This window comes from Microvirga sp. RSM25, from assembly GCF_044784385.1.
GTDB lineage: Bacteria > Pseudomonadota > Alphaproteobacteria > Rhizobiales > Beijerinckiaceae > Microvirga > Microvirga tunisiensis.
The window spans coordinates 3,022,867-3,044,917 of record NZ_CP173039.1; the positions used below are offsets into that span (position 1 = coordinate 3,022,867).

The following is a 22,051-nucleotide window of genomic DNA, read 5'->3' on the forward strand; positions in this document are numbered from 1 at the left end:
GGATCATAGATCCGGCCGGGCGAAAAATGCCAGATCTTTGTTACTGCGTAACCCATTCACCGCCCCGCATGAGCGGCTCGGCCCTGCCGTCCTGTGTGATACCATCCACGTCTATCTGATCGGAGCCGATCATCCAATCGATGTGGATCAGGCTCTTGTTGGAGCCATGCGACGCGAGTTCGTCCTCGCTCATCGTTCCGCCGTTGCGGATGCACTTGCTGTAGGCTTGGCCAAGGGCAATGTGACTGGAGGCATTCTCGTCGAACAGGGTGTTGAAGAAGAGAAGCCCACTTTGCGAGATTGGCGAGGAAAACGGCACCAGGGCCACTTCGCCGAGGCGGCGCGCGCCCTCGTCGGTATCGAGAACTTTGTTCAGTACAGCCTCTCCGGTGCGCGCCTTGCTCTCGACGATGCGCCCACCCGCGAACCGTACCTGAATGTCCTGGATCAGAGTGCCGTTGTAAGAGAGCGGCTTGGTGCTGGTCACATAACCATCCACCCGGTCCTTGTGCGGCGTGGTGAAGACCTCCTCGGTCGGGATATTGGCATTACAGACGATCCCGTTCTTCGCCGCGGTCGAACCGCCGTTCCATTCATGCCCGTCTGCCAAGCCGACACGCAGGTCCGTGCCGGGGCCTCGGAAATGGAGCGCGGCATAGTTCTTGTCGTTCAGCATGCGCGTGCGCGCCTGGAGGTCTGCGTTGTGCTTCTCCCATGCGGCGATGGGATCCGGCGTATCGACGCGGGAGGCCGAGAAAATTGCCTGCCAGAGCTTGGAGACGGCCACGTCCTCCGGATCGTCCGGGAACACGGTCTTGGCCCAGGCAGGCGTCGCGGCGGCGACGATCGTCCAGTTGATGTCGAAGCCGGCAATCATGTTGAGGGCCGGCATATAGGCCTTGGAGCGGGCCCGGTTGGCGCGGGAGACCTTTTCCGGATCCTCCTTGGCAAGAAGCGACGGGTCCTCGCCGACGATGGCAAGCCGCGCCGCACCATTCTTGTAGGCGGCCGCCATGCCTTCGTAGAGCCAGGTCGGCGCCGTGTCGAAACCCTCGTTGCGTCCGTGGCGGAAGCGCATGAGCGTGCTCTCCTCGTCGGAGAGGACCGTCGTGACGAGGGAGGCACCGGCTTTATAGGCATGTTCCGTGATGCGCCGCACGAGTGCGACGGCATCGAGCGGAGCCGTCACGACCAATTCCTGCCCGGGCTTCAGCCCGAGCCCGACACGGACGGCGACTTCCGCCAAGCGGTCGAGAAGCTTGGCATGGGACGTGGCATCGGCCGGGTTCCGGAATTGTTCGTTCATGATCTGAGGCTCTCGAAGCGGAAAAAGATGGCTGGAGAGGCTACACGCCTCTGCCGCCGGTGCAACCTCGATGGGCGAAAATCTCACATATGCTGCGGCTTGACCGCGCCGAGAGCCTCCGGGTCGAAGGCGATGCTCTTGATGATGGCATGGACGGGAAGCCCCGGCTTCAGGCCAAGCTCTTCCACCGATTTCCGGGTCACACGGGCGACAAGGTGGTCTCCGCTGCAATCGAGTTGCACATCCACGCTCGGCCCCTCGGCATGTTCGATCGAGGAAATAAGTCCCGGCAATACATTCAAGGCGCTCATGTCTATGGGCTTTTGCAGAGACAGCATGATGTCGCGCGCGCGCAGACGCACGCGCAGGCCTGTGCCGGTGGGATACGTCAGGTGCGGCACCCTCAGTGTTCCAGCCTTGATCTGCAACACGGTCAGACCGAAGGATTCCTCATGCCGCAATACCTGGGCCTCGATCAGTGCCCCCGCCTCTGCGAGGCCGGTTTGCGCGAAGAGATGGGTGTGCCGGAGGATGTCAAATGCCGGACCCGAAGCCGTCACGTGGCCCTCGGACAGAACGACGATGGATGTGGCAAGCCGCGCAATCTCGGCCACCGAATGGCTGACGAGAACGATGGGCACCTCGCCCTCGTCACGCAGTCGCTCGATATACGGGTAGATCTCGGCCTTGCGCGCTTCGTCGAGAGAGGCGAGCGGCTCGTCCATCAGCAGCAATTGCGGATCGGCCAGAAGCGCCCGCCCGATCGCGACCCGCTGCTTCTCGCCACCCGACAACGTGGATGGCCGCCGCTCGAGCAGATGGCCGATGCCGAGAAGATCGACGATATGATCGAAGCTCGTCTTCCTGGCATGTCTGGGCGTGAACCAGCGGCCGAAGAGCAGGTTCTGCCGCACGTTGAGATGCGGAAAGAGACGTCCCTCCTGGAACACGTAGCCGATCCGCCGCTTGTGCTTCGGCACGAAGACGTTTGCCTTCGTATCGACGAGCACCTGTCCCTGCACGACGATCCTGCCGTGGTTGAACCGCACGAGACCCCCGATGGCGCTTACGATCGTCGTCTTACCGGAACCTGACGGCCCGAAGAGCGCGGTGAGCTTTCCGTCCGACTGGAAGCGCGCGTGGAGGCTGAAGGCGCCTTGTACATGCCGGATATCGACATCGAGGATCATGACGCGTGAACCCGTCGCCGAACGCGCCGCGCCAGCCATTCGGAGAGCCAGAGTGCTGCGATGGAAATGACGATGGAGACGACCGTGAGCCGCATCACACCGCCCTCGCCTCCCGGCACCTGTGTGTAGGCATAGATGGCCGTCGGGATTGTCTGCGTTTCGCCGGGAATGTTGGACACGAAAGTGATGGTTGCGCCGAACTCGCCCATTGCCTTGGCAAAGGACAGCACCATTCCGGCGATGATGCCGGGAAGGATCAGCGGCAGTGTCACGACAGCGAAAACCCAGGCCGGATGCGCGCCCAATGTGCCGGCAGCATCTTCGAGCTTGCGGTCGACCGATGCGATGGACAGGCGGATGGCGCGCACCAGCAGCGGAAAGCCCATGATGGCGCAGGCAAGCGCAGCGCCCGTCCAGCGAAACGACAGGACGATGCCGAACTGCTCGGCGAGAAACGAGCCGATTGGCCCGCGCCGTCCGAAGCCGATGAGAAGAAACCAGCCGACAACGACCGGCGGCAGCACGAGAGGCAGATGGACGATCACATCAAGGGCTTGCCGCCCCCAGAAGCGCCCGCGCTCCAGGGCAAAGGCGATGGCGACGCCGGGTATGAGGCTCGCCGCCATCGCAACGAGCGCGACTTTCAGGCTCAGGCGAACCGCCGTCCATTCCTCGGGAGTCAACCCATCCATCACGAACCGGAACCTGCGGTGTTGATGACGGTGAAGCCTTGCTTCTCAAACAAAGGCTTGGCCTGGGCCGAGCGCAGGAATGCCAGGAACGACACGGCATCAGGATTGGTCGAATCCCTTGTGAGCGCCACGGGATAGACAATCGATGGATGGCTACCCGTCGGGAATGTCGCGGCAATCTTCACGTTCGGATCCGAGACAGCGTCTGTCTTGTAGACGATCCCTAAGGGCGCTTCGCCACGGGAGACGAGAAGGAGCGCGGCACGGACATTGTCGGCCTGCGCGATCCGGCTTTTCACGCCCTCCCAGGCGCCGAGATACTCCAGAGCCGCCTTGCCGTATTTTCCTGCAGGAACCGCCTCCACATGGCCCATCGCGAGACGGCCGCTGCCGAGGATCGGCGCGAGATCGATGCCGGGCTGCAGTGCCACCTGAATCGTCGATCCCTTCGGTGCGACGAGCACGAGGGAATTGCCGACGAGGCCGATGCGGCTCTCGGATCGGATCAGGCTCTTGGAGGCGAGGTAATCCATCCAATCGAGATCGGCTGAGAAGAAAAGATCGGCGGGAGCGCCGGCCTCGATCTGCTTGGCGAGCGCGTTGCTCGCCGCATAGGAGAAGACAACCCGCCGGCCGGTGTCGCGCATCCATGCGGCACCGGCGTCATCGAGCGCATTCTTCAGGCTGGCCGCGGCAAAGACCACGACGTCCTTGGCTTGGGCCGAGGCTCCTCCGATCAGCGCCATGGCCGCGAAGATCAGCCCGGCCACAAGCATTCTGGCGAATGCCCCGACGATAACGCCCGCTGGATGGATGGTCTTCTTGCTCAAGGGTAAGCCCTGTCCTTACCGGGCGCATCCTAGCCGAGTAAGCCGCGCGTTCAAGCGGGACGCCGCCGAGGAGACGTCTTCTTCACCATGGAGCGCAGTAGACGATAGCCGAGCAACACGGCCACGATGGCCGCATAAACGAGCGGCTCGGGAGGCCAGGATTTCACCACGAGCAGGAAATGCAGCGCCGCGCCGATAGCCGCCACATAGACTAGGCGGTGCAGCTTCGCCCAAGCCTGACCTCCCATACGCCGGATCGCGGCATTGTTGGAGGTCATAGCCAGGGGCACGAGAATGATGAAGGTCGCCATGCCGATGGTGATGTACGGCCGCTTCACGATGTCGGCGACGATGGCCGCGACATCAAGCCCCTGGTCGAGCACAAGATAGGTGGTCAGATGCAGGGCGGCATAGTAGAAGGCGAGCAGCCCGAGAGCCCGGCGATAGCGCAGCAGGTTGATGCTGAAGAGCTGGCGCAGGGGCGTAATCGTCAGGGTCGCGATCAGGAAGCGCAGGGCCCAAAGGCCGAGCCCTTGTTCCAGGTAGCGCATCGGATCGGCCCCAAGCTGATCGGTGATGCCGGCATAGAACAGCCAGACCGCCGGGATGAAGCCGACGAGATAGATCGCGATCTTCGGCACCTGAGGCAGCGTAAAGCTTTTCTTGTCTGCCTGAACAGAGGCTCGTCCCGCCATTAGTAGAGCTTCCGCAGATCCATGCCGGCGTAAAGGCTCGCGACCTGCTCGGCGTAGCCGTTGAACATCAGAGTCGGACGGCGCTTCACGAACAGGCCGCCCTCCCCGATGCGCCGCTCGGTCGCCTGGCTCCAGCGGGGATGGTCCACGCTTGGGTTCACGTTGGCAAAGAAGCCGTATTCGCTCGGAGCCTGCTTGTTCCAGGATGTCTCGGGCTGCTTGTCGACGAAGCTGATGCGCGTGATCGACTTGATCCCTTTGAATCCGTATTTCCACGGCACTACGAGGCGGATCGGCGCACCGTTCTGGTTCGGCAGCGTCTCGCCATAAAGGCCGACCGCTAGGATGGCGAGCGGGTTCATGGCCTCGTCGAGACGCAGGCCCTCCACATAGGGCCAGTCGAGCACCGGAAACATGGATTGGACGCCCGGCATCTCCTCAGGGCGATAGGCGGTCTCGAAGGCCACGTATTTCGCACTGCCCAAGGGCTCCACGCGTTTGATAAGATCAGCGAGCGGGAAACCGACCCAGGGGATGACCATGGACCAGCCTTCGACGCAACGCATGCGGTAGATGCGCTCCTCCAGGGCCGACGACCTGATGAGATCCTCGATGGCGAACTCGGCGGGCTTGCCCACCATCCCGTCGACCTTGACCGTCCAGGGCGAGTTCTTGAGGCTGCCGGCTTTCGCCGCCGGGTCCTCCTTGCCGGTCCCGAACTCATAGTAATTGTTGTAGCTCGTGACGTCCTCACGGCTCGTCTTCTTCTCATCTGTGGAGAAGGGGCTCTTGGCGGCGGAGAGGGGTGCTGCTTCCAGGCCCTTCGGCAGGGCGGCGGCGGCCAGAGTGAGCCCGGCGGCGCCGGCCATCCATTGGCGGCGGCTGAGATAGATCGCCCGGGGCGTGATCTCGGAAGGCAGGATATCGGTAGGGCGGCGGATCAGCACGGCATCACCTCGTTTGGAACCCATTGTGAATGGGTACACCCGAGAACGCCAGTGGTGGTCTCACGTTTCCGTTACAAACTTTCTTTTTGAGCCAGGACGATGAGCTAGAACGAGATGGCACGAACGAAATTGCGTGTTATTTCGCGCGGATTCGTGATGGCGGTGCCCACCACCACCGCATGGGCCCCACGCCTGAAAGCTTCCGCGACGAGATCCGGCGTATCGAACCGCCCTTCCGCAACGATAGGTGCCGGGATCTCGGCCACGAGAGCCGACAGAAGCTCCAGATCGGGACCTTCAGTCTTGCGGGACGCCGTTTCCTCCGTGTAGCCGGAGAGCGTGGTCGCGACATAGGTCGCGCCGGCGGCATGGGCGGCCTGTCCCTCCTCGAGCGTGGCGATATCGGCAAAGACCTCCTTGCCGAGTTCCGCACGGATCCGCCCGATCAGGCGCTCCACAGGCTCGCCATCGCGCGGACGCGGCGTGGCGTCGAGCCCGACGATGTCGGCGCCTGCTTTCGCAATCTGTGCCGCCTGCTCAAAACCTGGAGTGATATAGACCGGGAAGCGGTCGTCCCATACCTTGGCGATTCCAATGATCGGAAGCCTCGTCACGGCGCGGATCGCCGCCACGTCCGCCTCGCCGTTGGCCCGGATGCCCCCGGCGCCGCCGGCCTGCGCAGCCTGCGCCATGGCGGTCATATAAACTGGACCGTGCAATGGGTTGTCGGCCCGCGCTTGGCAGGAGACGACGAGGGCGCCTTTCGGAATCAGCATGGGTTCACCTTACTTCACTGCACCGGCCGTCATGCCCTGGATGAACTGGCGTGACAGAGCGATGTAGAGGAGCGTGATGGGAGCCGCCGCGATGGTGAGGCCGGCAAACAGCATGCCCCAATCGGTGGTGTATTCGCCCATGAAGGTGGTTAGTCCCTGCGGCAGGGTCTTGCGCGCATCGGTCTGGATGAAGACCAGTGGGAAGAAGAAGTCGTTCCAGATCGGCACCGCGTTCTGAATAGCGGCAATCGCCATGGGCGGGCGCGCCAGTGGCAGCATGACCGACCACATGATGCGAGGCTCGGAGGCACCGTCGATGCGCGCCGCATCCTCGAGTTCTGACGGCAACGTGCGCAGGAAGCCCGCCATGATGAATACGGTCGAAGGCAGGCCGATGGCGGTATAAGTGACGATCAGGCTCCAGCGGCTGTCGAGCAGACCGAGATCCCGCAGCAGGATGAACAGCGGGATCACCGCTAACTTCAGCGGCAGCATCAGGCCTGCCAGGAAGAACAGCAGGATGAAGGTGTTGGTGCGCGACTCGTAGCGCGCCACCGCATAGCCCGCCATGGTGCCGAGAACGAGGATCAGGATGATCGAGGTGCCCGTGACGAGGATCGAGTTGACGAAATAGGTCGGCATCGCGGTCTCGCCGAGCACCTTGGCGAAGTTCTGCACCTGCGTGAAATCGGGCAAGGCGAAGGGATGCTCGAAGATCTCGCCCGTCGTCTTGAAGGCGGAGAGCACCATCACCACGACCGGATAGAGCATGATGAAGGAGTTCGCGATCAGGATGACCTGAGCGAGCAAGACGAAGGGAATCGCTTGGCGCGCTGCTGGCGTATCGTTGGTGATAGCGGTCAAAACTGGATCTCCCGACGGCGCAGCCACAGGGTCAGCATGGACGCGAAGACGACGATGAAGAGGAAGAGGAGCGTGGCGAGGGCCGAACCCATGCCGAAGTTCTGGATGCTGGCGCTCTGGTTGCCGAAGGCCGTGCGGTAGAAGACGAGGCCCAGAACGTCCGTGGAACCGAAGGGCGAGCCGTCGAGCCCTACCATCACGTAAGGGATCTCGAACCAGTTGAACGCGCCGATGAAGAGCAGCGTGAAGAGGATGGTGGTGCTCGGCGCCACCAGGGGCCACACGATATTCCTCAGAAGCTGCCACTCATTGGTGCCGTCGAGCCGCGCCGCCTCGATGATTTCCAGCGGAATGCGCTGCATGCCAGCGAGATAGACGAGAGCCGGGAAGCCGACGAAGTGCCAGGCATTGGCGAGAATGAGCGCACCGAGCGCCGTCGAGGAATCGCCGAGCCACGGCTTGGCCAAGGCATCCAAGCCGAGGGAATAAAGGGCCTGATTGATGATGCCGAAATTCGGATTCAGGAAAAGCTTCCAAAGGAAGCCGACGATGATCGTCGACAGCACCACCGGCACGAATACCGCCACGCGGTGGAAGCGAAAGCCGAAAGGCTCCTTGTAGAGAAGCCAGGCGAGAAAGAACCCGCCGCCGTTCTGGAGGATCATCAGCGCGATCAGCGCATAGACGTTGTGCAGGAAGGCGTTCCACACCACCGGCGCCATGGTGGCGCCGAACAGCACTTCCTTGAAATTCTTCAGGCCGACGAATTCACCGCGTGCCAGTCCCTGCCAATCATAGAAGGCATAGGCGAAGGCCGACAGGATCGGATAGACCACGAACAGCGACATGAAGATGATGGGCGGGACGACGAGAAACGCCACCCACAATTGGTGCTTCAGCGTGCGGGCCTGTTTCGGCGAGACGGGCATGGATGTGCATTCTTTCAGAAAAAGGCGGCAGACCCCAAGACCCGCCGCCTCCTTGTCTATGTCTTACTTCTGGAACGGCTTGTAGTAGGTCGCGATGCCCTTGTTGATCTCGGCAGCGGCCTGCTCGTGGGTCTGCTGGCCGGCGAGCATCTTCTGCACGTTCGACTGCAGCAGCACCGAACCGCTCGGCTCCTGATAGCGGAAGCGCACGAGCATCAGGTAGGACATGGAGTTCTCGGCGAGCTTCGCCACATCCTGCGTGATCGGGTCCTCGATCTTGATGCCCTTGATCGGCGACAGGTTCTTGAGCGTGTTGGTGAAGGCCGTGCCGTATTCCGGCGTGGCCAGGAAACGCACGAACTTGAGCGCGGCGTCCTTCTTCTCGGTCTTGGCGTTCACTGCATAGCCGCCGTCATAATAGGTGGCGATCAGCGCCTGGTCGCCGGCCTTCAGGACGGGAGCCGGGAACACGCCGAGATCGAGCGTGGGGTTCTGGTTCTTGAAGTTCGCCACCTCATAGGAACCGCCCGCGAACATGGCCGCGCGGCCCGCCACGAAGAGCTGCTGCGAGGACGGATAATCCACGCCGATAAAGTTCGGCGCGAAGTACTGGCTGATGTCCTTCAGCTTGCCGAGGGCGCTGACGAAGCGCGGATCGGTGAAGTTCGCCTTGCCGGAGACGATGTCGGCCTCGAATTCCTTGCCGAGCATGGACGAGAGCAGGCCGCCGACGATGGTCTCGTTCTGCCAGGCCGTTGCCGTGCCGTTGGAGAACGGATTGATGTTCTTGGCCTTAAGCGCCTGGGCGAGAGTCATCATCTCGTCCCAGGTCTTTGGCGGGTTCACGCCGGCATCCTTGAAGATCTTCTTGTTGTAGACGACGAGCTGGGCCTGCATGGCGAACGGAATCGCATAGACCTTGCCGTCCGAGCGCAGGGTCTCGGCCACGAGCGCGGCTTCCGGGAAGTTTGCCAGTTCGGGCACGTTCTGCTTGTCGAGGGCGAGCAGGTAGCCGGGGGTCGCGATGGTCTCAAGGTTGCCATAGGCACGCGCTTGGATCACGTCCGGACCGCGGCCGGCGGCGAGCGCCGTGGACAGGATGGTCTGGTAGTTCTCAGGCGCGTAGGTCTCGAACTTCACCGTGATCCCGGGCTCCTTCGCCTGGAACTTCTTGATGATGTCCTGGTAGAAGGCCTTGTCTTCCTGGCGCCAGCTCCAGAAGGTCAGCTCGGTCTGGGCCATGGCGGCGGTGCCTGAGAACAGGAAGCCGCCGGCTGCAGCGCCCATCAGAATGCGTCGGGTCAGTTTCATTGTCAGTTCCCTCATTGTTGAAGTCCTTGTCCTCCCACCGCCGGGTATGATTTTCAGGCACGCCCGGCGGAATTTCTTCAGCCATATGGCTCGGCTGCGATGACGAGAAACGTCGCGTCGTCGTGGGTCTTAACACGCGGATAAGCGGCCGCCAGAAGGTCGCTCCGCTCTCTTTCCCGCAACTCCTTCATCAGATCAGGACCCTTGCCCGCAGCAAGCCGGGCATGAAGGGCGGTGTCCGAGTAAGCTCGAACACATCCACGAGCCGCATGAAACCGTCGGTGGCAAGCACGATGGGCTCGCCCGGCTTCACCTGCGCCTCGAACCGCAGCTCGCGGCCGGCCCAGGGCCGGAGCGGATTCACGACCCAGTAGCCGTCCGGTCGATTGAGCTTGGTGCGGTTCTCGAGGATCTGGCGCTTCACCGCCTCGGGGATGGAGCCCGGCGCGTGCTCCCGCGCTCCGAGGGCAGCCAGCGTCTTCTTCTCGAAAGGCTTGGCCCGTTCGTCGGTCCACCGAACGATTCCTCGCTCCGTGGGCACGAGGGCGATCACGTCACCCAGGAAACAGCCCTGGACCCTGTCCTGTCCGCCCTCCCCTGGATGGACCTCGACCAGGCCCAGGCAGGCAGAGGGAGCATGGTGGTCGCCGACTTCCAAGACATGGGCCGTGGTTTCTCGGAAGATGGAATGAATATCGGCTTCAAGGCGGCTCATGACCGCATCGCCCTCTTCTCCGGCGAGGTCCATCAGCCGGTCACCGACCAAGCCGGCGAGCCAGGCGGCATCGCTGCCTCCGGAGGTGAATTGCTCATCGGACAAGCCGGTCGCGCCGTCGATCACCCAGGCAAAAGGCCCGCACAGGCCGATCCCGTCCTCATTGACACGGGAGCCTGGCAGGGACAGCCGGTCCAGAGACCGGAAACGGGAGATGGGGCCAGTCGCGTTCACGGCCTAACTGGTCTCATATTGGTCGCCTCGTGTCTATACTGGTCTTAAGTGCTTTTCACATCCTTCCCAAAGCTCAACGGGCTTAGGAATGTTCAGGTTGATCGAATCCGAGACCTAGGCGTTAGTGCTTTGATCAACATGTATTGGCGAAGGGAAAGCCATGGTCACCCTGGAGATAGCCGGCAAGGCGGTTGCCGTGACGAACGCAGATGAGGGGCAAGCCCGCGAACTCTTTCTCAGCGAGAGCTTTAAAGATGACCTGAAATCGTTTAAGAGCGAGGGCCGCTCCCTCTGGGACGGCTCAGCTGCCTTGACGACACGGCCCGCATCGGAACACGAGATCGATGCCTTCTATGAGGCCCTGGACGAAGAGGACGAGGTCGACGAAGGCGACGAAGACTATGACGACGACCTCGATATCGATGTCGTGTTCCTGGTGTCCATCGACGAAATTGACGACGCCGCAGCCTCTAGCTGATCATCCTTACCGGAGCCCTCGTAGGCTCCCCAGACACGGTTCAGCCCTATTCACATGCCTTTTCCCAAGACCAATTCCAGCCTCGAGCGCGCCCTTGCCGATCGAGGCTACAACGATCCGACCCCCGTCCAGGCCGCCGTGCTGCAGCCGGATGCTCTCGATCGTGACCTTCTCGTCTCTGCCCAGACCGGCTCCGGCAAGACCGTCGCCTACGGCCTCGCCATGGCCTCCACCCTGTTGGGTGATGCCGAGCGTTTCGACGCGCCGGGCGAGCCGCTGGCCCTGATCATCGCACCGACCCGCGAGCTCGCCCTCCAGGTCAACCGGGAGCTCATCTGGCTCTACGGTCCGGCCGGCGCGCGGGTCGTCTCCTGCGTCGGCGGCATGGACGTGCGCCGCGAGCAGCGGGCACTTGCCGATGGCTGCCATATCGTCGTCGGCACCCCGGGCCGCCTGCGCGACCACCTGGAGCGCGGCCGTCTCGACACCTCGAAGATGCGCGTCGTGGTGCTCGACGAGGCCGATGAAATGCTCGATCTCGGCTTCCGTGAGGACCTGGAGTTCATCCTCGACGCCACGCCGGAGGACCGCCGCACGCTGCTGTTCTCCGCGACCCTGCCGAAGAACATCGTGGCCCTTGCTCGGCGCTACCAGCGCGAAGCACACCGCATCGACACCCTGGTCCAGAACCAGCCGCACGGCGATATCGACTATCGCGCGCTCAGGATTGCGCCCAACGAAGTCGAGCATGCGGTGGTCAACGTGCTGCGCTTTTACGAGAGTCGCGGCGCCATGGTGTTCTGCCACACCCGCGAGGCGGTGCGGCACCTGCATGCCAGCCTGCTCGAGCGCGGCTTCCTGGCTGTTGCCCTTTCGGGCGAGCTGACCCAGAGCGAGCGCACCCACGCGTTGCAGGCACTCCGCGACGGGCGCGCCCGGGTCTGCGTCGCCACCGATGTGGCGGCACGCGGCATCGACCTTCCCGATCTCGGTCTCGTGATCCATTTCGATCTGCCGAACGATCACGAAACGCTCCTGCACCGCAGCGGCCGCACGGGCCGCGCCGGGCGCAAGGGCACCTGCGTGCTGCTGGTGCCCTATACCCGCCGCCGCAAGGCCGAGCGCCTCGTGGACATGGCAGGTGTCGACGTGACCTGGGCCGGCCCCCCTCTGCAGACGAAATCCGCCTGCGCGACCGGGAGCGGCTGATGCAGGATCCGATCTTCACCGAGGAGACGACGGAGGAGGATCTTGTCATGGCGCGGGCGCTCCTCGCAGAGCGTTCGGCCGAAGAGATCGCCAATGCCCTGGTGCGCTTCAATCGTTCACGGCTGCCTGCTCCCGAGGAGATCGTGGATACGGGCCCGGACCGCGAGCCGCGCCAGCGCAAGGACAAGCGCGAGCGGCAGGATGAGCGCGAGCACGGCTTCAAGGACAGAGGCCGGGATTCGTCCGAGGGCGGGTTCGAGCGCTCGTCCGAGGACATGGTATGGTTCCGCATGAGCGTCGGGCGGCGCAACAACGCCGATCCTCGCTGGCTGCTGCCGATCATTTGCCGCCTGGGCCACGTGACGAAGAAGGAGATCGGCTCGATCAAGATCTTCGACCGCGAGACGAAGTTCGAGATCGTCAAGTCCCACGCGCCGAAATTCGCCTCCGCTGTCCGCAAGACCAACGACGAGGACATTCGTATCGAGCCGGCCGATGCCGGACCCGGTAAGCCGCGCGACAGCAAGTCCCGTGACAGCAAGTCTCATGACGGCAAGCCTTGGGACAGGCCGAAGGGCAAAGGTCCGAAGGAGAGAGGCGGACCTCCTCCGTACGGGAAGTCAAAGGACAGCAAGGGTCCGAAGGATCACAAGCGTCCGAAGGACAAGAAGCACTCGTCGGATAAGCATTCCTGATGTAAGCAGCAGGCCGGGACATGATGATGTCCCGGCCTGAGTTCTTTCAGAGCCGTAGATCAGTGAATTGGTTTACACCGGCTTCTTCAATCCATTGATCACCGCGCCTGCGAGCGGCACGAGAAGCCCCGGCAGAACGGAGTCGAGCGGGTGGTGGACGAAACCGACGACCGCCTCCTGACCCCGCGAACCTCGTCACGAAACTCCGCGAGCTGCTGCTGCAGAACCTGTGCGTCCATTTCAAGGGCCTGCAGGGCGCTATTGCGAACCTCCAAGGCCAGCTCCATCTCCCGCCCAGGCTTCGACCGCTGGGCGACGATCAGTATCACAACGGCCAGCAGAAGATTGGCAAGCGCGATCACGGCCGCCGCCCAGTTCCGGCCCCAGGCCTGCCGCAGAGCAAAGAACAGTGACAGATTGCCCATCAGAAAGGCGAACGCACCCAGCAGTGCCGCAGCGCCTCGCAGAAACGACCGAGTCATCATCTGCCGGAAGCGAATATCCGCAATGATCGATTCGGCACGCCAAAGGATGCGAAGATTGCGGGCGACATTGTCCATTATGGCCTCATGCTCTTCTCATCAATCGACCGACCGCGACACCCGGCACGAACGCTGCCAGGGCGGATGCCAGTTGATGTTCCTTCACGAAATCGTCGATGCGCCCCGTATGTCCGGACGGCATCTTTCCCAACTCGCGCAATGGCTCTTCTAACTCGGCCTTGGGTCCAGGCGCTGTCGCCGCCTGATCGTTGCCTTTCCGCAGAATCCGCTCTTTCGCGGTCGCGGCTTGCATGGACCCCGAGGTCTTGTGAAGATCGGTCCGCAATGCATCGAGTTCGGTGTGGACGTTCGCAGCACCCGTCATGATCAAAGCGCCTTTCGGACTTTGGCGAAGGCGCCCTTAAGCTCGGATGCCGGGATCTTTATGGCGTCGCCCACGTCCCGCGCACTCTCGTCGAGTTGCGCCCTGCTCTCGAAACCGGTCCAGCGCTGTTCGACCTCGGACCATTCGTCCTGAATCTCTCTCGAACCCCGATGGATCTGGAGCTTTATCTCATCACGGGTGCGTTTGAGATCTTCGACGAGTCCTGCGAAATCCAGCAGGGTTTTTGGCCCTTGCAAGGGCATGTCGCCCGACAAGTGGATGAAGGACGATTAGCCGGTGCCGTCTCCTGCAGCATTGATCTTGGTCAAGGAACGGCCAAGCTTCTGGGAAGAAGGGCGGAAGAAAGCCACTGGCCATATTGCATTGCACCAAAGATATTGTGCGTCGCAACATAGGCCCCCATATGAGCGTTAGCTTTGAGATAACCCCGTACCTGAAAGGGCCCAGTCATTATGCAGCGCTTAGGGCAGATGATTCGCCAATTGGCTCATTACCGCCACCAGTGGGAAACCGTGATGGACAAGTCGAGTGCGGCGTCCGCCGCGTTCGAGAGCCCATCGGCACCAAGCCGACTGACGGAAGTCACCGGCTTCGGCTCCAATCCCGGCAACCTCCGGATGCTGACTTATGTTCCGGAAATCCTTCCGCCCTCTCCCGGTCTCGTGGTCGTCCTGCATGGATGCACGCAGACGGCAGCCGGATACGATCGCGGCTCGGGCTGGTCGGCGCTTGCTGATCGCTATGGTTTCGTCCTGCTCTATGCCGAGCAACAGGAAGCCAACAACCCGAATCGCTGCTTCAACTGGTTTCAGCTCGGCGACGTGGAACGCGATCGCGGCGAGGCTCACTCGATCCGCCGGATGATCGAGCATGCCGTTCAGCAGCATGCCGTCGATCGCAGCCGCGTCTTCGTGACCGGTCTCTCGGCCGGCGGCGCGATGACCTCGACCATGCTCGCAGCCTATCCGGAAGTATTCGCCGGCGGCGCAATCATCGCCGGCCTTCCCTATCGCTGCGCCACGAGCGTTCCGGAAGCCTTCGAGTGCATGTTCCAGGGACAGACGCGCTCGGCAGAGGAATGGGGCAACCTCGTGCGCGACGCGTCCTCTCATAAAGGGCCTTGGCCCAAAGTCTCCGTGTGGCACGGCAGCGCCGATGCGACCGTCAAACCGATGAACGCGGGCGAGATCATCAAGCAGTGGACGAATGTCCATGGCCTGCGATCCGGCCCGAGCCGCAGCGATATCGTGGACGGCTACCCAAGGCGCGCCTGGACCGATGCGGCGGGCAACGAGATCATCGAGGAATATGTCATAACGGGCATGGCCCATGGCACGCCGCTTGCCGTCGGCAACGATGAGAACAGCTACGGCGCCGCCGGCCCCTTCCTTCTCGATGTGGGGATCTCATCGAGCTACCGGATTGCGAAGTTCTGGGGGCTGACGGAGCCTTCCGAAAGAGAGGACTGGGGCCGTCCTGCGCCTAAGCCGGTCCCACAGGTCTCGGAAGCAACCGTTCACGTTTTCCCGACTACGGCGGAAGCACCGAAAGCAGAGGCCGCACCGCGTAAGCCGCAGCCGAGCACACAAGCGGCGGCGTCCCATCTGGATATCGGGTCGGTGATCACGAAGGCGCTCAAGGCGGCAGGTCTCATGAAGTGAGCGGCTCCACGTTGAGAGCAGCGTCGTAGCACTATGAGCCAAGCGTCACTCGGCGCATGGCTTCCCATCCGTGCCGCTCAGGGCTTCTTCTCCTGGCTCAGCAGATCCTCCTGCTTGCGTCTTTCGCCCGTGATGCAGTTCATGCTTCCTTGCTGGGCCGGAACGATCAGGGGGTTCTTATCGCCAATCCCCGCGATTTCGCGCATGATTTTCGTGCGGACGATCATGGCGAATTGCTCAGGATCGTGCAGGGGCAGGACGAAAGAGCCGACGCCGCCGATGACACATTCCCTGAAGTAGAGATCCAGATCTTCGAGCTCCGAGCTGCCGGCGGCCCGTCTGAACATGATCGGCAAGCCGTTGATGACGATACCGTCCGCGACCGCCTCATCGCGCGCATAGGTGACGTGACGGCCATCGTTGTTGGGACCGTCTCCGGACACGTCGATGACGCGACGGAGCGGAGCGCCGCCCAATTGCTCGAAGAGTCTGCGGCTATGGTCGATGATGCCGGAGATCGATGTCATGCCCGCCTGCCGGATGGGCTGATAGGCGAGTTGGTTGGAAAACGACATCGCCTTTTCAGGGTTGTCGATGATCATCCAGGGCACGATGACCCTCTGATCCTTCACGCCCGACCATTCGACATAGGTAACCGCAATCCGGCCAGTCAGACCGTTCTCAATCGCTTCATGGACGAGAGACGAGCGAAAGGCATCGATGAAGCCTTCGCGCTGAAGCCCCTGCTCCTCGCTTTCCATGGAGGACGACACATCGACGGCAATGACGAGGGCGACATCGAGCTGCATTTCCGGGACGGTGGGACCGCCTGCCAGAACATCGCCAGCGAGCAGAAAGAACGCGAGAGTACTCAGGAGCCTATTCGCCATGACCACCTCCACTCCCGCCCTCAATCCGTCGACCGCCGTCAAGATTGCAATCTGTCAACGCCCCAATCGGGCATTTGATACGCAAGCTTGGCCGATAAAACAGTGGAGTTCCCTACGCGAGAGGGCCGGCAAGAGGCCGGGAGCCCCTGCACGGTTACGGATCTCCAGGGCTCAAGGACACGTAACAAAATCCACTCTCTATACGCAGAGCAGACAGGGCGTGGGTGTTTCGGGTAAAGATTTCTTACGCTACGCAAGGGGCACAGCCATGAAACCGGATATGGATCTGATCGGCGCTCTCACCAGCTTCTCCGTCGGCACACTTGATGGCCGCGATGCGATGATGGTGATCGAACTCGCGACCACGCCTGAGGAATACGAGCTCGGCATCCGCCGCCAGATGCCCGTCGCCATGACGCCCGAGCATGCCCGGGAACTCGGCGAGGCGCTTTTGCTCGCAGCCAGGGCCGCCGAGATGGGTGAGGCTCCGAGCTACACATTCAACTGATCTTCGTTCCCGTTCAAATCACGTGGATCAGTCGGCCCCTCATCGGCACGCCCGATAGGGGCCCATGTCGAAATGGAAATGATCGTGGTGAGCCTCATTGTAGTCGGGGCTGAGCACGACATCGAAAAAATCGCACGCTCCGTTTCTTAGAGTGCGCAGGAAGGCTGATCGGCGCGCGTTGCTTCCCGTCCAATCGCTCTTCACCGTAATCTGCTGTCCGTCCGCCAGAACGAAACCGGCAATGTCGATGGCATTGGCTGTCGCATGCTCGCTGCGCCGACCGTTCGCGCGATGATTGACATTGCGGCAGGCATACGTGCCGAAATGCGTGACCCGCACGACGTCCTGCCCGAAATGCTGCCGGGCCGCCGGACGCAGGACATGCGCTTCGAACAGGGCCCAGGCCACTGTGAGCGAGCAGGTGGCCGTGAACTCACGGCTCAAGCCCACCAAGGATCGTGACACTTCAACCGCATCGGACAGACCGCATCCCTGCTCCAAAGGACGATCCGGTACCGATCGGTGCGAGACGGACGAATCGGCCAGAACCGCACGGCATTGCTCCCCGTCCCGCTCGAGACGGGAGAGCTTGAGACGCGTCAGCCAGCCGACATCGTCGGCGATGCGCAACGGCGTAAAGGGCTTGAGACGGTTGGGGATCGCAATGACTCCGCTCCAGCTCAACCCGGCAACGATCCCAAGTCCCAGCAGAATCGAAAGAGCCAGTCGTCCGACGATGACCGGAACAATCCTGGAGCGGCGCGGCGGTTGGGGCTGATCGATCTGCACAACCCTGTTCTAGGGCTCATTCGTTCGGGTACCAGTTGAGGGATACAGCAGGGCAGCCTGTGGAGCGGGGTGCTACATCTCGGCAGGACAATGCTCTTCGTTCAATAAAAAAAGCAAGGCGGATAGTCCGCCTTGCCCTTTGCGTCGAATCGACTGCTCGTTTGGCTGGGAGCGCGCAAGGCGCTGTCCCATGCGCCGGAAGCTTAGATGGCTTCCTTGAGATCCTTGGCCGCGCGGAAGGCGATCTTCTTCGATGCCTTGATCTTCACCGGCTCGCCGGTCTGAGGATTGCGACCCATGCGGGCGGCGCGCTTGCGCACCTGCAGGATGCCGAGGCCGCTCAGACGAATCTTGTCGCCCTTCTTCAGGCTCTTGGCGATCATCTCGACGACCTGGGTCAGCATCTCGTTGGCTTGGCGCTTGGGAAGCTCGTGCAGCTCGGAGAGCTTCTCCGCAATGTGGCGCAGCGTCAGGATCGGAGACGACGCCGAGGAGGAAGCCTTCGCAACCTTCTTCACGGACGCTTTCTTCGCCGACGCCTTGGTCGCAGCAGCCTTGCTGGCGGCCTTTGCAGGGGCCTTTGCAGAGGCCTTGGCAGCCTTCGACGATGCCTTTGCTGCAGCCTTAGGCGCCGCAGCCTTCTTGGCCGGGGCCTTCTTGGAAACTTTGGTTGCAGTCTTGGCCATCAGAAACTCCTTTGTAGATGGTGAATGCATTAGACAGCAGAATCTCAATAACGCTTTCAGCCAAGAATTAAAGATGGCAAAGCTGGGTTTCCGCATAATAGTAAGGATTACTTGTCGATTTCTCGTTGATGAAGGCCCGAATGCTGGCTTCGACACCCTTGAACTACGCCCTGCATCCAAACTCTGATTGGGGTGCAGAGCGGCTTGAATTCGAAGAAACGCAGCTGACAGAACCGCTTTTGAAGATCGGTCGCGAGCTATCCCGCGATCGCATGATCTCTTAGGCCGCTTAGGGACTGGACATCCGCGAATTATCTGATGTCACTTTCCCTGTCGCAAAATCGCAGTATTGCAGTTATTGGATCGACAAAGAGCTTAAGCTCACCATATTCGGGAAATGCCACGGTGAAAGCATGACAAGGGTCGCCTGCATCGGAGAATGCATGATCGAGCTTCGGGAGGAGGCCGATGGCCGGTTGTCCCGAGGCTATGGCGGCGACACGTTCAACACCGCCGTCTATCTGGCCCGCCTCGGAACGCAGACCGACTATATCACGGCGCTCGGAGACGACAGCTGGAGCGATGAGCTGATCGCAGCTTGGAACGCGGAAGGCGTTGGGACACAACGGGTGCTGCGCCTGCCCGGGCGTCTTCCGGGGCTTTACATCATCCAGACGGATCCAAAGGGCGAACGCCGGTTCTCCTACTGGCGCGAGACCGCTGCCGCGCGCCAGCTGTTCCAGGCGCTGGAGGCCCGGGACATCATCGAAGCCATCGGCACATACGATCTCGTCTATCTCTCGGGCATTTCCCTTTCCCTGTACGGAGAAAGTGGACGCGAGCGGCTGTTCGACGTGCTCGGCGACGCGCGGTCCAAAGGCAGGCGCGTGGCCTTCGACACGAATTTCCGCCCCCGAGGCTGGCCCGATCTGGATATCGCGCGGGCTGCCTTCCGTCAGGCCTTCGAGTGTGCCGACATCATTCTCGCCTCGACGGAAGACCTCGACCTCTTGTTCGGCAGCAACGGTGCGGAGGAGCTGTTGACCTTCTCCGATCGGGCCGAGATCGTGCTCAAATATCCCGACCTGACCTGTCGCGTGCTGTCGCAAGGTGAAGACATTGTTGTGCCCGGCAAGCCTGCGGAGGATGTGGTCGATACCACCGCGGCCGGCGACAGCTTCGCCGCGGCTTATCTCGACGCGCGCCTGTGCGGTGAAAGTCCCCAATCTGCGGCGGCGGCAGGGCATCGTCTCGCTGGTCAGGTCGTGCGCTATCGCGGCGCGATCATTCCGCGCGAGGCCATGCCATAAACTATGCTTGCAATCTCCATCCAAGGAGTTCCTCCCATGCCACAAGACCAGAAGGACCTCGCCAGCTCCCGCAACAAGAAGCTCGCAGATCTCCTCCGCGCCGGCCCTATCGTTCCGGTCATCACGCTGGAGCGTGTGGAGGATGCGGTTCCCCTCGCACGGGCTCTCGTGGCGGGCGGACTGCGCTTGCTGGAAATCACCCTGCGCACGTCCGCTGCGGCGGATTCCGCAGCTGCCATTATCCAGGAGGTACCTGACGCCATCGTCGGCATTGGGACCGTTCTGACGCCTAAGGATTTGGAGCGTGCTCAGGCGCTCGGCGCACGTTATGCCTTGAGTCCTGGCTCCACACCGGACCTGCTCGAAGCAGCAAGCCAGAGCGAGATTCCTTTCATTCCCGGCATCGCCACCGCGTCCGAGCTCATGGCGGCGCTCGCCCACGGCTTCCAGACCGTCAAGTTTTTCCCGGCCGTTGCGGCTGGGGGCATTCCGGCGCTGAAGGCCCTCGCTGGCCCGTTCCCGCAGGCACGCTTTTGCCCGACGGGCGGAATCGACGAAAAGAACGCCCGAGATTGGCTTGCCCTGTCGAATGTAGTGGCGGTGGGTGGATCGTGGGTATGCCAGACCTCCGACATCCGCGCCCAGGCCTGGGGTGAGATCACGGCGAAGGCGCAGCGCGCCGTGATGTCCATCAAGGAATGATCGGCTCTCAAGTGCGGCGCGGATCAGGTGCTGACATTTCGTAGGGTTGTCAGCTCCCCCTCCCCTGGCGATACTCATCACCAAGGGGAGGAACGATAGTGGCTTCGACGATCTACGATACGAACCTCGACAAGAACCCGGCGAACTATCAGCCGCTGACGCCGCTCACGTTCCTGGAGCGGGCGGCCAGCGTTCACCCCAGCCGCACGGCTCTGCTCCACGGCTCCCTCAAGCGCAACTATCAGGACCTTTATGCCCGTTCCCGGCGACTAGCCTCGGCACTTGCCCAGCGTGGCATCGGGTGCGGCGACACCGTCTCGGTCATGCTCCCCAATACGCCTGCCATGCTCGAATGCCATTACGGCATCCCCATGGCCGGCGCGGTTCTCAACACGCTGAACACCCGCCTCGACGCCAAGATCATCGCCTTCTGTCTGGAGCACAGCGAAGCCAAGGTACTCATCACCGATCGGGAATTCTCGGCCACCATCAAAGCGGCTCTCGAATTGTCTTCGGCAAAACCTCTCGTCATCGACTATGACGATCCGGAATTCACCGGCCCTGGCGAACGACTGGGATCCATGGAGTATGAGGAATTCCTTGCCTGGGGCGATCCCGTCTTTGCCTGGAACCCGCCGCGGGACGAATGGGATGCAATCGCCCTGAACTATACCTCCGGCACCACAGGCGATCCGAAAGGTGTCGTCTATCACCATCGCGGTGCCTATCTGCTCGCCTTGGGCAACATCCTCACTGCCGGCATGGGGCAGCACCCCGTCTATCTGTGGACGCTTCCCATGTTCCACTGCAACGGCTGGTGCTTTCCCTGGTCGCTCTCCATCGTCGCGGGCACCCATGTGTGCCTGCGCGCCGTGCGGGCAAAGCCCATGTATGATGCTCTGGCGGATCACAAGGTCACGCATCTCTGCGGCGCGCCCATCGTCATGTCGACGCTTCTCAATGCGCCCGCCTCCGAAAAGCGCCCCCTGCCCCACACGGTCAAATTCATGACGGCCGCCGCCCCGCCGCCGGAAGCGGTGCTCGCCGCGATGAAGGCTGCGGGCTTCGACGTGACGCATCTCTACGGCCTGACGGAGGTCTACGGCCCGGCGGTCGTCAACGAGTGGCATGAAGAATGGGATGCGCTCGACGCGGGCGGCTATGCGGCGAAGAAGGCCCGGCAGGGTGTGCGTTATCCGGTGCTGGATGCTCTCGACCTCCTCGACCCGGAAACCATGCAGCCCGTGCCAGCCGATGGGCAGACCCTCGGCGAGGTGATGTTCCGCGGCAACGTGGTCATGAAGGGCTATCTCAAGAATCCGTCCGGCACGGCCAAGGCCTTCGAGGGCGGCTGGTTCCATTCCGGCGATCTTGGCGTGAAATATCCCGACGGCTATGTGCAGCTGAAGGACCGCTCAAAGGACATCATCATTTCCGGCGGTGAGAACATCTCCTCCATCGAAGTGGAGGATGCCCTCTATAAGCATCCCGCCATTCAGGCGGCAGCCGTCGTTGCGATGCCGGACGAAAAATGGGGCGAGACGCCCTGCGCCTTCGTGGAGCTGAAGCCTGACCAATCAGCCTCGGCGGAAGACATCATTGCCTGGTGCCGGCAACATCTCGCCTCCTACAAGTGCCCGCGCACCGTGATCTTCACGGAACTGCCCAAGACTTCCACGGGCAAGATCCAGAAATTCCAGCTGCGCGAGATGGCGCGAGCTCACAAGACTGCAGGTTGAGGTAAGG

General features: G+C 62.1%; 23 protein-coding genes and 1 pseudogene. 7 read left to right on the top strand and 17 right to left on the bottom strand.

Features of this window, described 5'->3' with window-relative positions; translation table 11 throughout:
* Positions 1 to 40: 40 nt before the first annotated feature.
* The 11 genes from ACD578_RS14320 to ACD578_RS14370 all read right to left on the bottom strand — a co-directional run bounded on the left by ACD578_RS14320 (position 41) and on the right by ACD578_RS14370 (position 10,489).
* Entirely contained in the window at positions 41 to 1,306 is a 1,266-nt protein-coding gene (locus ACD578_RS14320) for an aminopeptidase (protein WP_404285974.1), read from the bottom strand.
* An 83-nt stretch (positions 1,307 to 1,389) separates the two neighbouring features.
* The gene (gene modC, locus ACD578_RS14325; RefSeq protein ID WP_404285976.1) at positions 1,390 to 2,496 is read right to left on the bottom strand and encodes a molybdenum ABC transporter ATP-binding protein; all 1,107 of its coding nucleotides are present in this window, start codon (positions 2,494 to 2,496) and stop codon (positions 1,390 to 1,392) included.
* Entirely contained in the window at positions 2,493 to 3,188 is a 696-nt protein-coding gene (gene modB, locus ACD578_RS14330) for a molybdate ABC transporter permease subunit (RefSeq protein ID WP_404293854.1), read from the bottom strand. The genes modC and modB overlap by 4 nt, the downstream gene beginning before the upstream one ends.
* The gene (modA, locus tag ACD578_RS14335; RefSeq protein ID WP_404293856.1) at positions 3,188 to 3,964 is read right to left on the bottom strand and encodes a molybdate ABC transporter substrate-binding protein; all 777 of its coding nucleotides are present in this window, start codon (positions 3,962 to 3,964) and stop codon (positions 3,188 to 3,190) included. Before modA ends, modB begins: the two co-directional genes overlap by 1 nt.
* A 104-nt stretch (positions 3,965 to 4,068) precedes the next feature.
* On the bottom strand, positions 4,069 to 4,713 hold the full coding sequence (gene msrQ, locus ACD578_RS14340; protein ID WP_404285979.1) for a protein-methionine-sulfoxide reductase heme-binding subunit MsrQ: 645 nt from the start codon (positions 4,711 to 4,713) through the stop codon (positions 4,069 to 4,071).
* Positions 4,713 to 5,660, bottom strand: coding sequence for a protein-methionine-sulfoxide reductase catalytic subunit MsrP (msrP, locus tag ACD578_RS14345; RefSeq protein ID WP_404285981.1), 948 nt, complete (start codon positions 5,658 to 5,660; stop codon positions 4,713 to 4,715). The genes msrQ and msrP overlap by 1 nt, the downstream gene beginning before the upstream one ends.
* Positions 5,661 to 5,764: 104 nt before the next feature.
* The gene (locus tag ACD578_RS14350; RefSeq protein ID WP_404285983.1) at positions 5,765 to 6,436 is read right to left on the bottom strand and encodes an N-acetylmannosamine-6-phosphate 2-epimerase; all 672 of its coding nucleotides are present in this window, start codon (positions 6,434 to 6,436) and stop codon (positions 5,765 to 5,767) included.
* 9 nt (positions 6,437 to 6,445) lie between these two features.
* Positions 6,446 to 7,300, bottom strand: coding sequence for a carbohydrate ABC transporter permease (locus ACD578_RS14355; protein ID WP_404285985.1), 855 nt, complete (start codon positions 7,298 to 7,300; stop codon positions 6,446 to 6,448).
* Positions 7,297 to 8,229: a carbohydrate ABC transporter permease gene (locus ACD578_RS14360; protein ID WP_404285987.1), complete on the bottom strand. Its 933-nt coding sequence runs from the start codon at positions 8,227 to 8,229 to the stop codon at positions 7,297 to 7,299. Before ACD578_RS14360 ends, ACD578_RS14355 begins: the two co-directional genes overlap by 4 nt.
* Before the next feature lie 63 nt (positions 8,230 to 8,292).
* Complete coding sequence (locus ACD578_RS14365) at positions 8,293 to 9,540, bottom strand: extracellular solute-binding protein (RefSeq protein WP_404285989.1); 1,248 nt, start codon at positions 9,538 to 9,540, stop codon at positions 8,293 to 8,295.
* Positions 9,541 to 9,730: 190 nt separating this feature from the next.
* Complete coding sequence (locus ACD578_RS14370) at positions 9,731 to 10,489, bottom strand: hypothetical protein (RefSeq protein ID WP_404285991.1); 759 nt, start codon at positions 10,487 to 10,489, stop codon at positions 9,731 to 9,733.
* A 160-nt stretch (positions 10,490 to 10,649) separates the two neighbouring features.
* On the opposite strand from ACD578_RS14370, the gene ACD578_RS14375 reads away from it, so the two are divergent.
* A complete protein-coding gene (locus ACD578_RS14375; RefSeq protein WP_404285993.1) occupies positions 10,650 to 10,967 on the top strand; it encodes a hypothetical protein in 318 nt (105 codons plus the stop codon).
* 54 nt (positions 10,968 to 11,021) lie between these two features.
* Positions 11,022 to 12,871 (top strand): annotated as a pseudogene (locus ACD578_RS14380) (DEAD/DEAH box helicase).
* A gap of 98 nt (positions 12,872 to 12,969) precedes the next feature.
* Here the strand turns inward: ACD578_RS14380 and ACD578_RS14385 are convergent.
* Genes ACD578_RS14385 through ACD578_RS14395 form a run of 3 tightly spaced genes read right to left on the bottom strand, consistent with a single transcriptional unit; the run spans position 12,970 to position 13,995 of the window.
* Positions 12,970 to 13,431: a phage holin family protein gene (locus ACD578_RS14385; RefSeq protein WP_404285995.1), complete on the bottom strand. Its 462-nt coding sequence runs from the start codon at positions 13,429 to 13,431 to the stop codon at positions 12,970 to 12,972.
* Between the two features lie 7 nt (positions 13,432 to 13,438).
* Positions 13,439 to 13,738: a hypothetical protein gene (locus ACD578_RS14390; RefSeq protein ID WP_404285997.1), complete on the bottom strand. Its 300-nt coding sequence runs from the start codon at positions 13,736 to 13,738 to the stop codon at positions 13,439 to 13,441.
* Positions 13,739 to 13,740: 2 nt separating this feature from the next.
* On the bottom strand, positions 13,741 to 13,995 hold the full coding sequence (locus tag ACD578_RS14395; RefSeq protein ID WP_404285999.1) for a hypothetical protein: 255 nt from the start codon (positions 13,993 to 13,995) through the stop codon (positions 13,741 to 13,743).
* 216 nt (positions 13,996 to 14,211) lie between these two features.
* Between ACD578_RS14395 and ACD578_RS14400 the strand changes: the two genes are divergently transcribed.
* Entirely contained in the window at positions 14,212 to 15,420 is a 1,209-nt protein-coding gene (locus ACD578_RS14400; RefSeq protein ID WP_404286001.1) for an alpha/beta hydrolase family esterase, read from the top strand.
* Positions 15,421 to 15,497: 77 nt separating this feature from the next.
* Here ACD578_RS14400 and ACD578_RS14405 read toward each other — a convergent pair whose 3' ends face one another.
* The gene (locus ACD578_RS14405; RefSeq protein ID WP_404286003.1) at positions 15,498 to 16,310 is read right to left on the bottom strand and encodes a DUF1194 domain-containing protein; all 813 of its coding nucleotides are present in this window, start codon (positions 16,308 to 16,310) and stop codon (positions 15,498 to 15,500) included.
* 268 nt (positions 16,311 to 16,578) lie between these two features.
* On the opposite strand from ACD578_RS14405, the gene ACD578_RS14410 reads away from it, so the two are divergent.
* Complete coding sequence (locus ACD578_RS14410) at positions 16,579 to 16,818, top strand: hypothetical protein (RefSeq protein WP_152714091.1); 240 nt, start codon at positions 16,579 to 16,581, stop codon at positions 16,816 to 16,818.
* 39 nt (positions 16,819 to 16,857) lie between these two features.
* On the opposite strand, the gene ACD578_RS14415 is transcribed toward ACD578_RS14410, so the two are convergent.
* Positions 16,858 to 17,607 carry an extensin family protein gene (locus ACD578_RS14415; protein ID WP_404286005.1) on the bottom strand — a complete coding sequence of 250 codons (750 nt, stop codon included), beginning with the start codon at positions 17,605 to 17,607 and terminating at the stop codon, positions 16,858 to 16,860.
* A gap of 203 nt (positions 17,608 to 17,810) precedes the next feature.
* A complete protein-coding gene (locus ACD578_RS14420; RefSeq protein ID WP_404286007.1) occupies positions 17,811 to 18,293 on the bottom strand; it encodes an HU family DNA-binding protein in 483 nt (160 codons plus the stop codon).
* A 413-nt stretch (positions 18,294 to 18,706) separates the two neighbouring features.
* On the opposite strand from ACD578_RS14420, the gene ACD578_RS14425 reads away from it, so the two are divergent.
* The 3 genes from ACD578_RS14425 to ACD578_RS14435 all read left to right on the top strand — a co-directional run bounded on the left by ACD578_RS14425 (position 18,707) and on the right by ACD578_RS14435 (position 22,044).
* Entirely contained in the window at positions 18,707 to 19,603 is an 897-nt protein-coding gene (locus ACD578_RS14425; RefSeq protein ID WP_404286009.1) for a sugar kinase, read from the top strand.
* A gap of 36 nt (positions 19,604 to 19,639) precedes the next feature.
* Complete coding sequence (eda, locus tag ACD578_RS14430; protein WP_404286011.1) at positions 19,640 to 20,305, top strand: bifunctional 4-hydroxy-2-oxoglutarate aldolase/2-dehydro-3-deoxy-phosphogluconate aldolase; 666 nt, start codon at positions 19,640 to 19,642, stop codon at positions 20,303 to 20,305.
* A gap of 95 nt (positions 20,306 to 20,400) precedes the next feature.
* Positions 20,401 to 22,044 carry an acyl-CoA synthetase gene (locus ACD578_RS14435; RefSeq protein ID WP_404293859.1) on the top strand — a complete coding sequence of 548 codons (1,644 nt, stop codon included), beginning with the start codon at positions 20,401 to 20,403 and terminating at the stop codon, positions 22,042 to 22,044.
* The last annotated feature ends 7 nt before the right edge of the window (positions 22,045 to 22,051 follow it).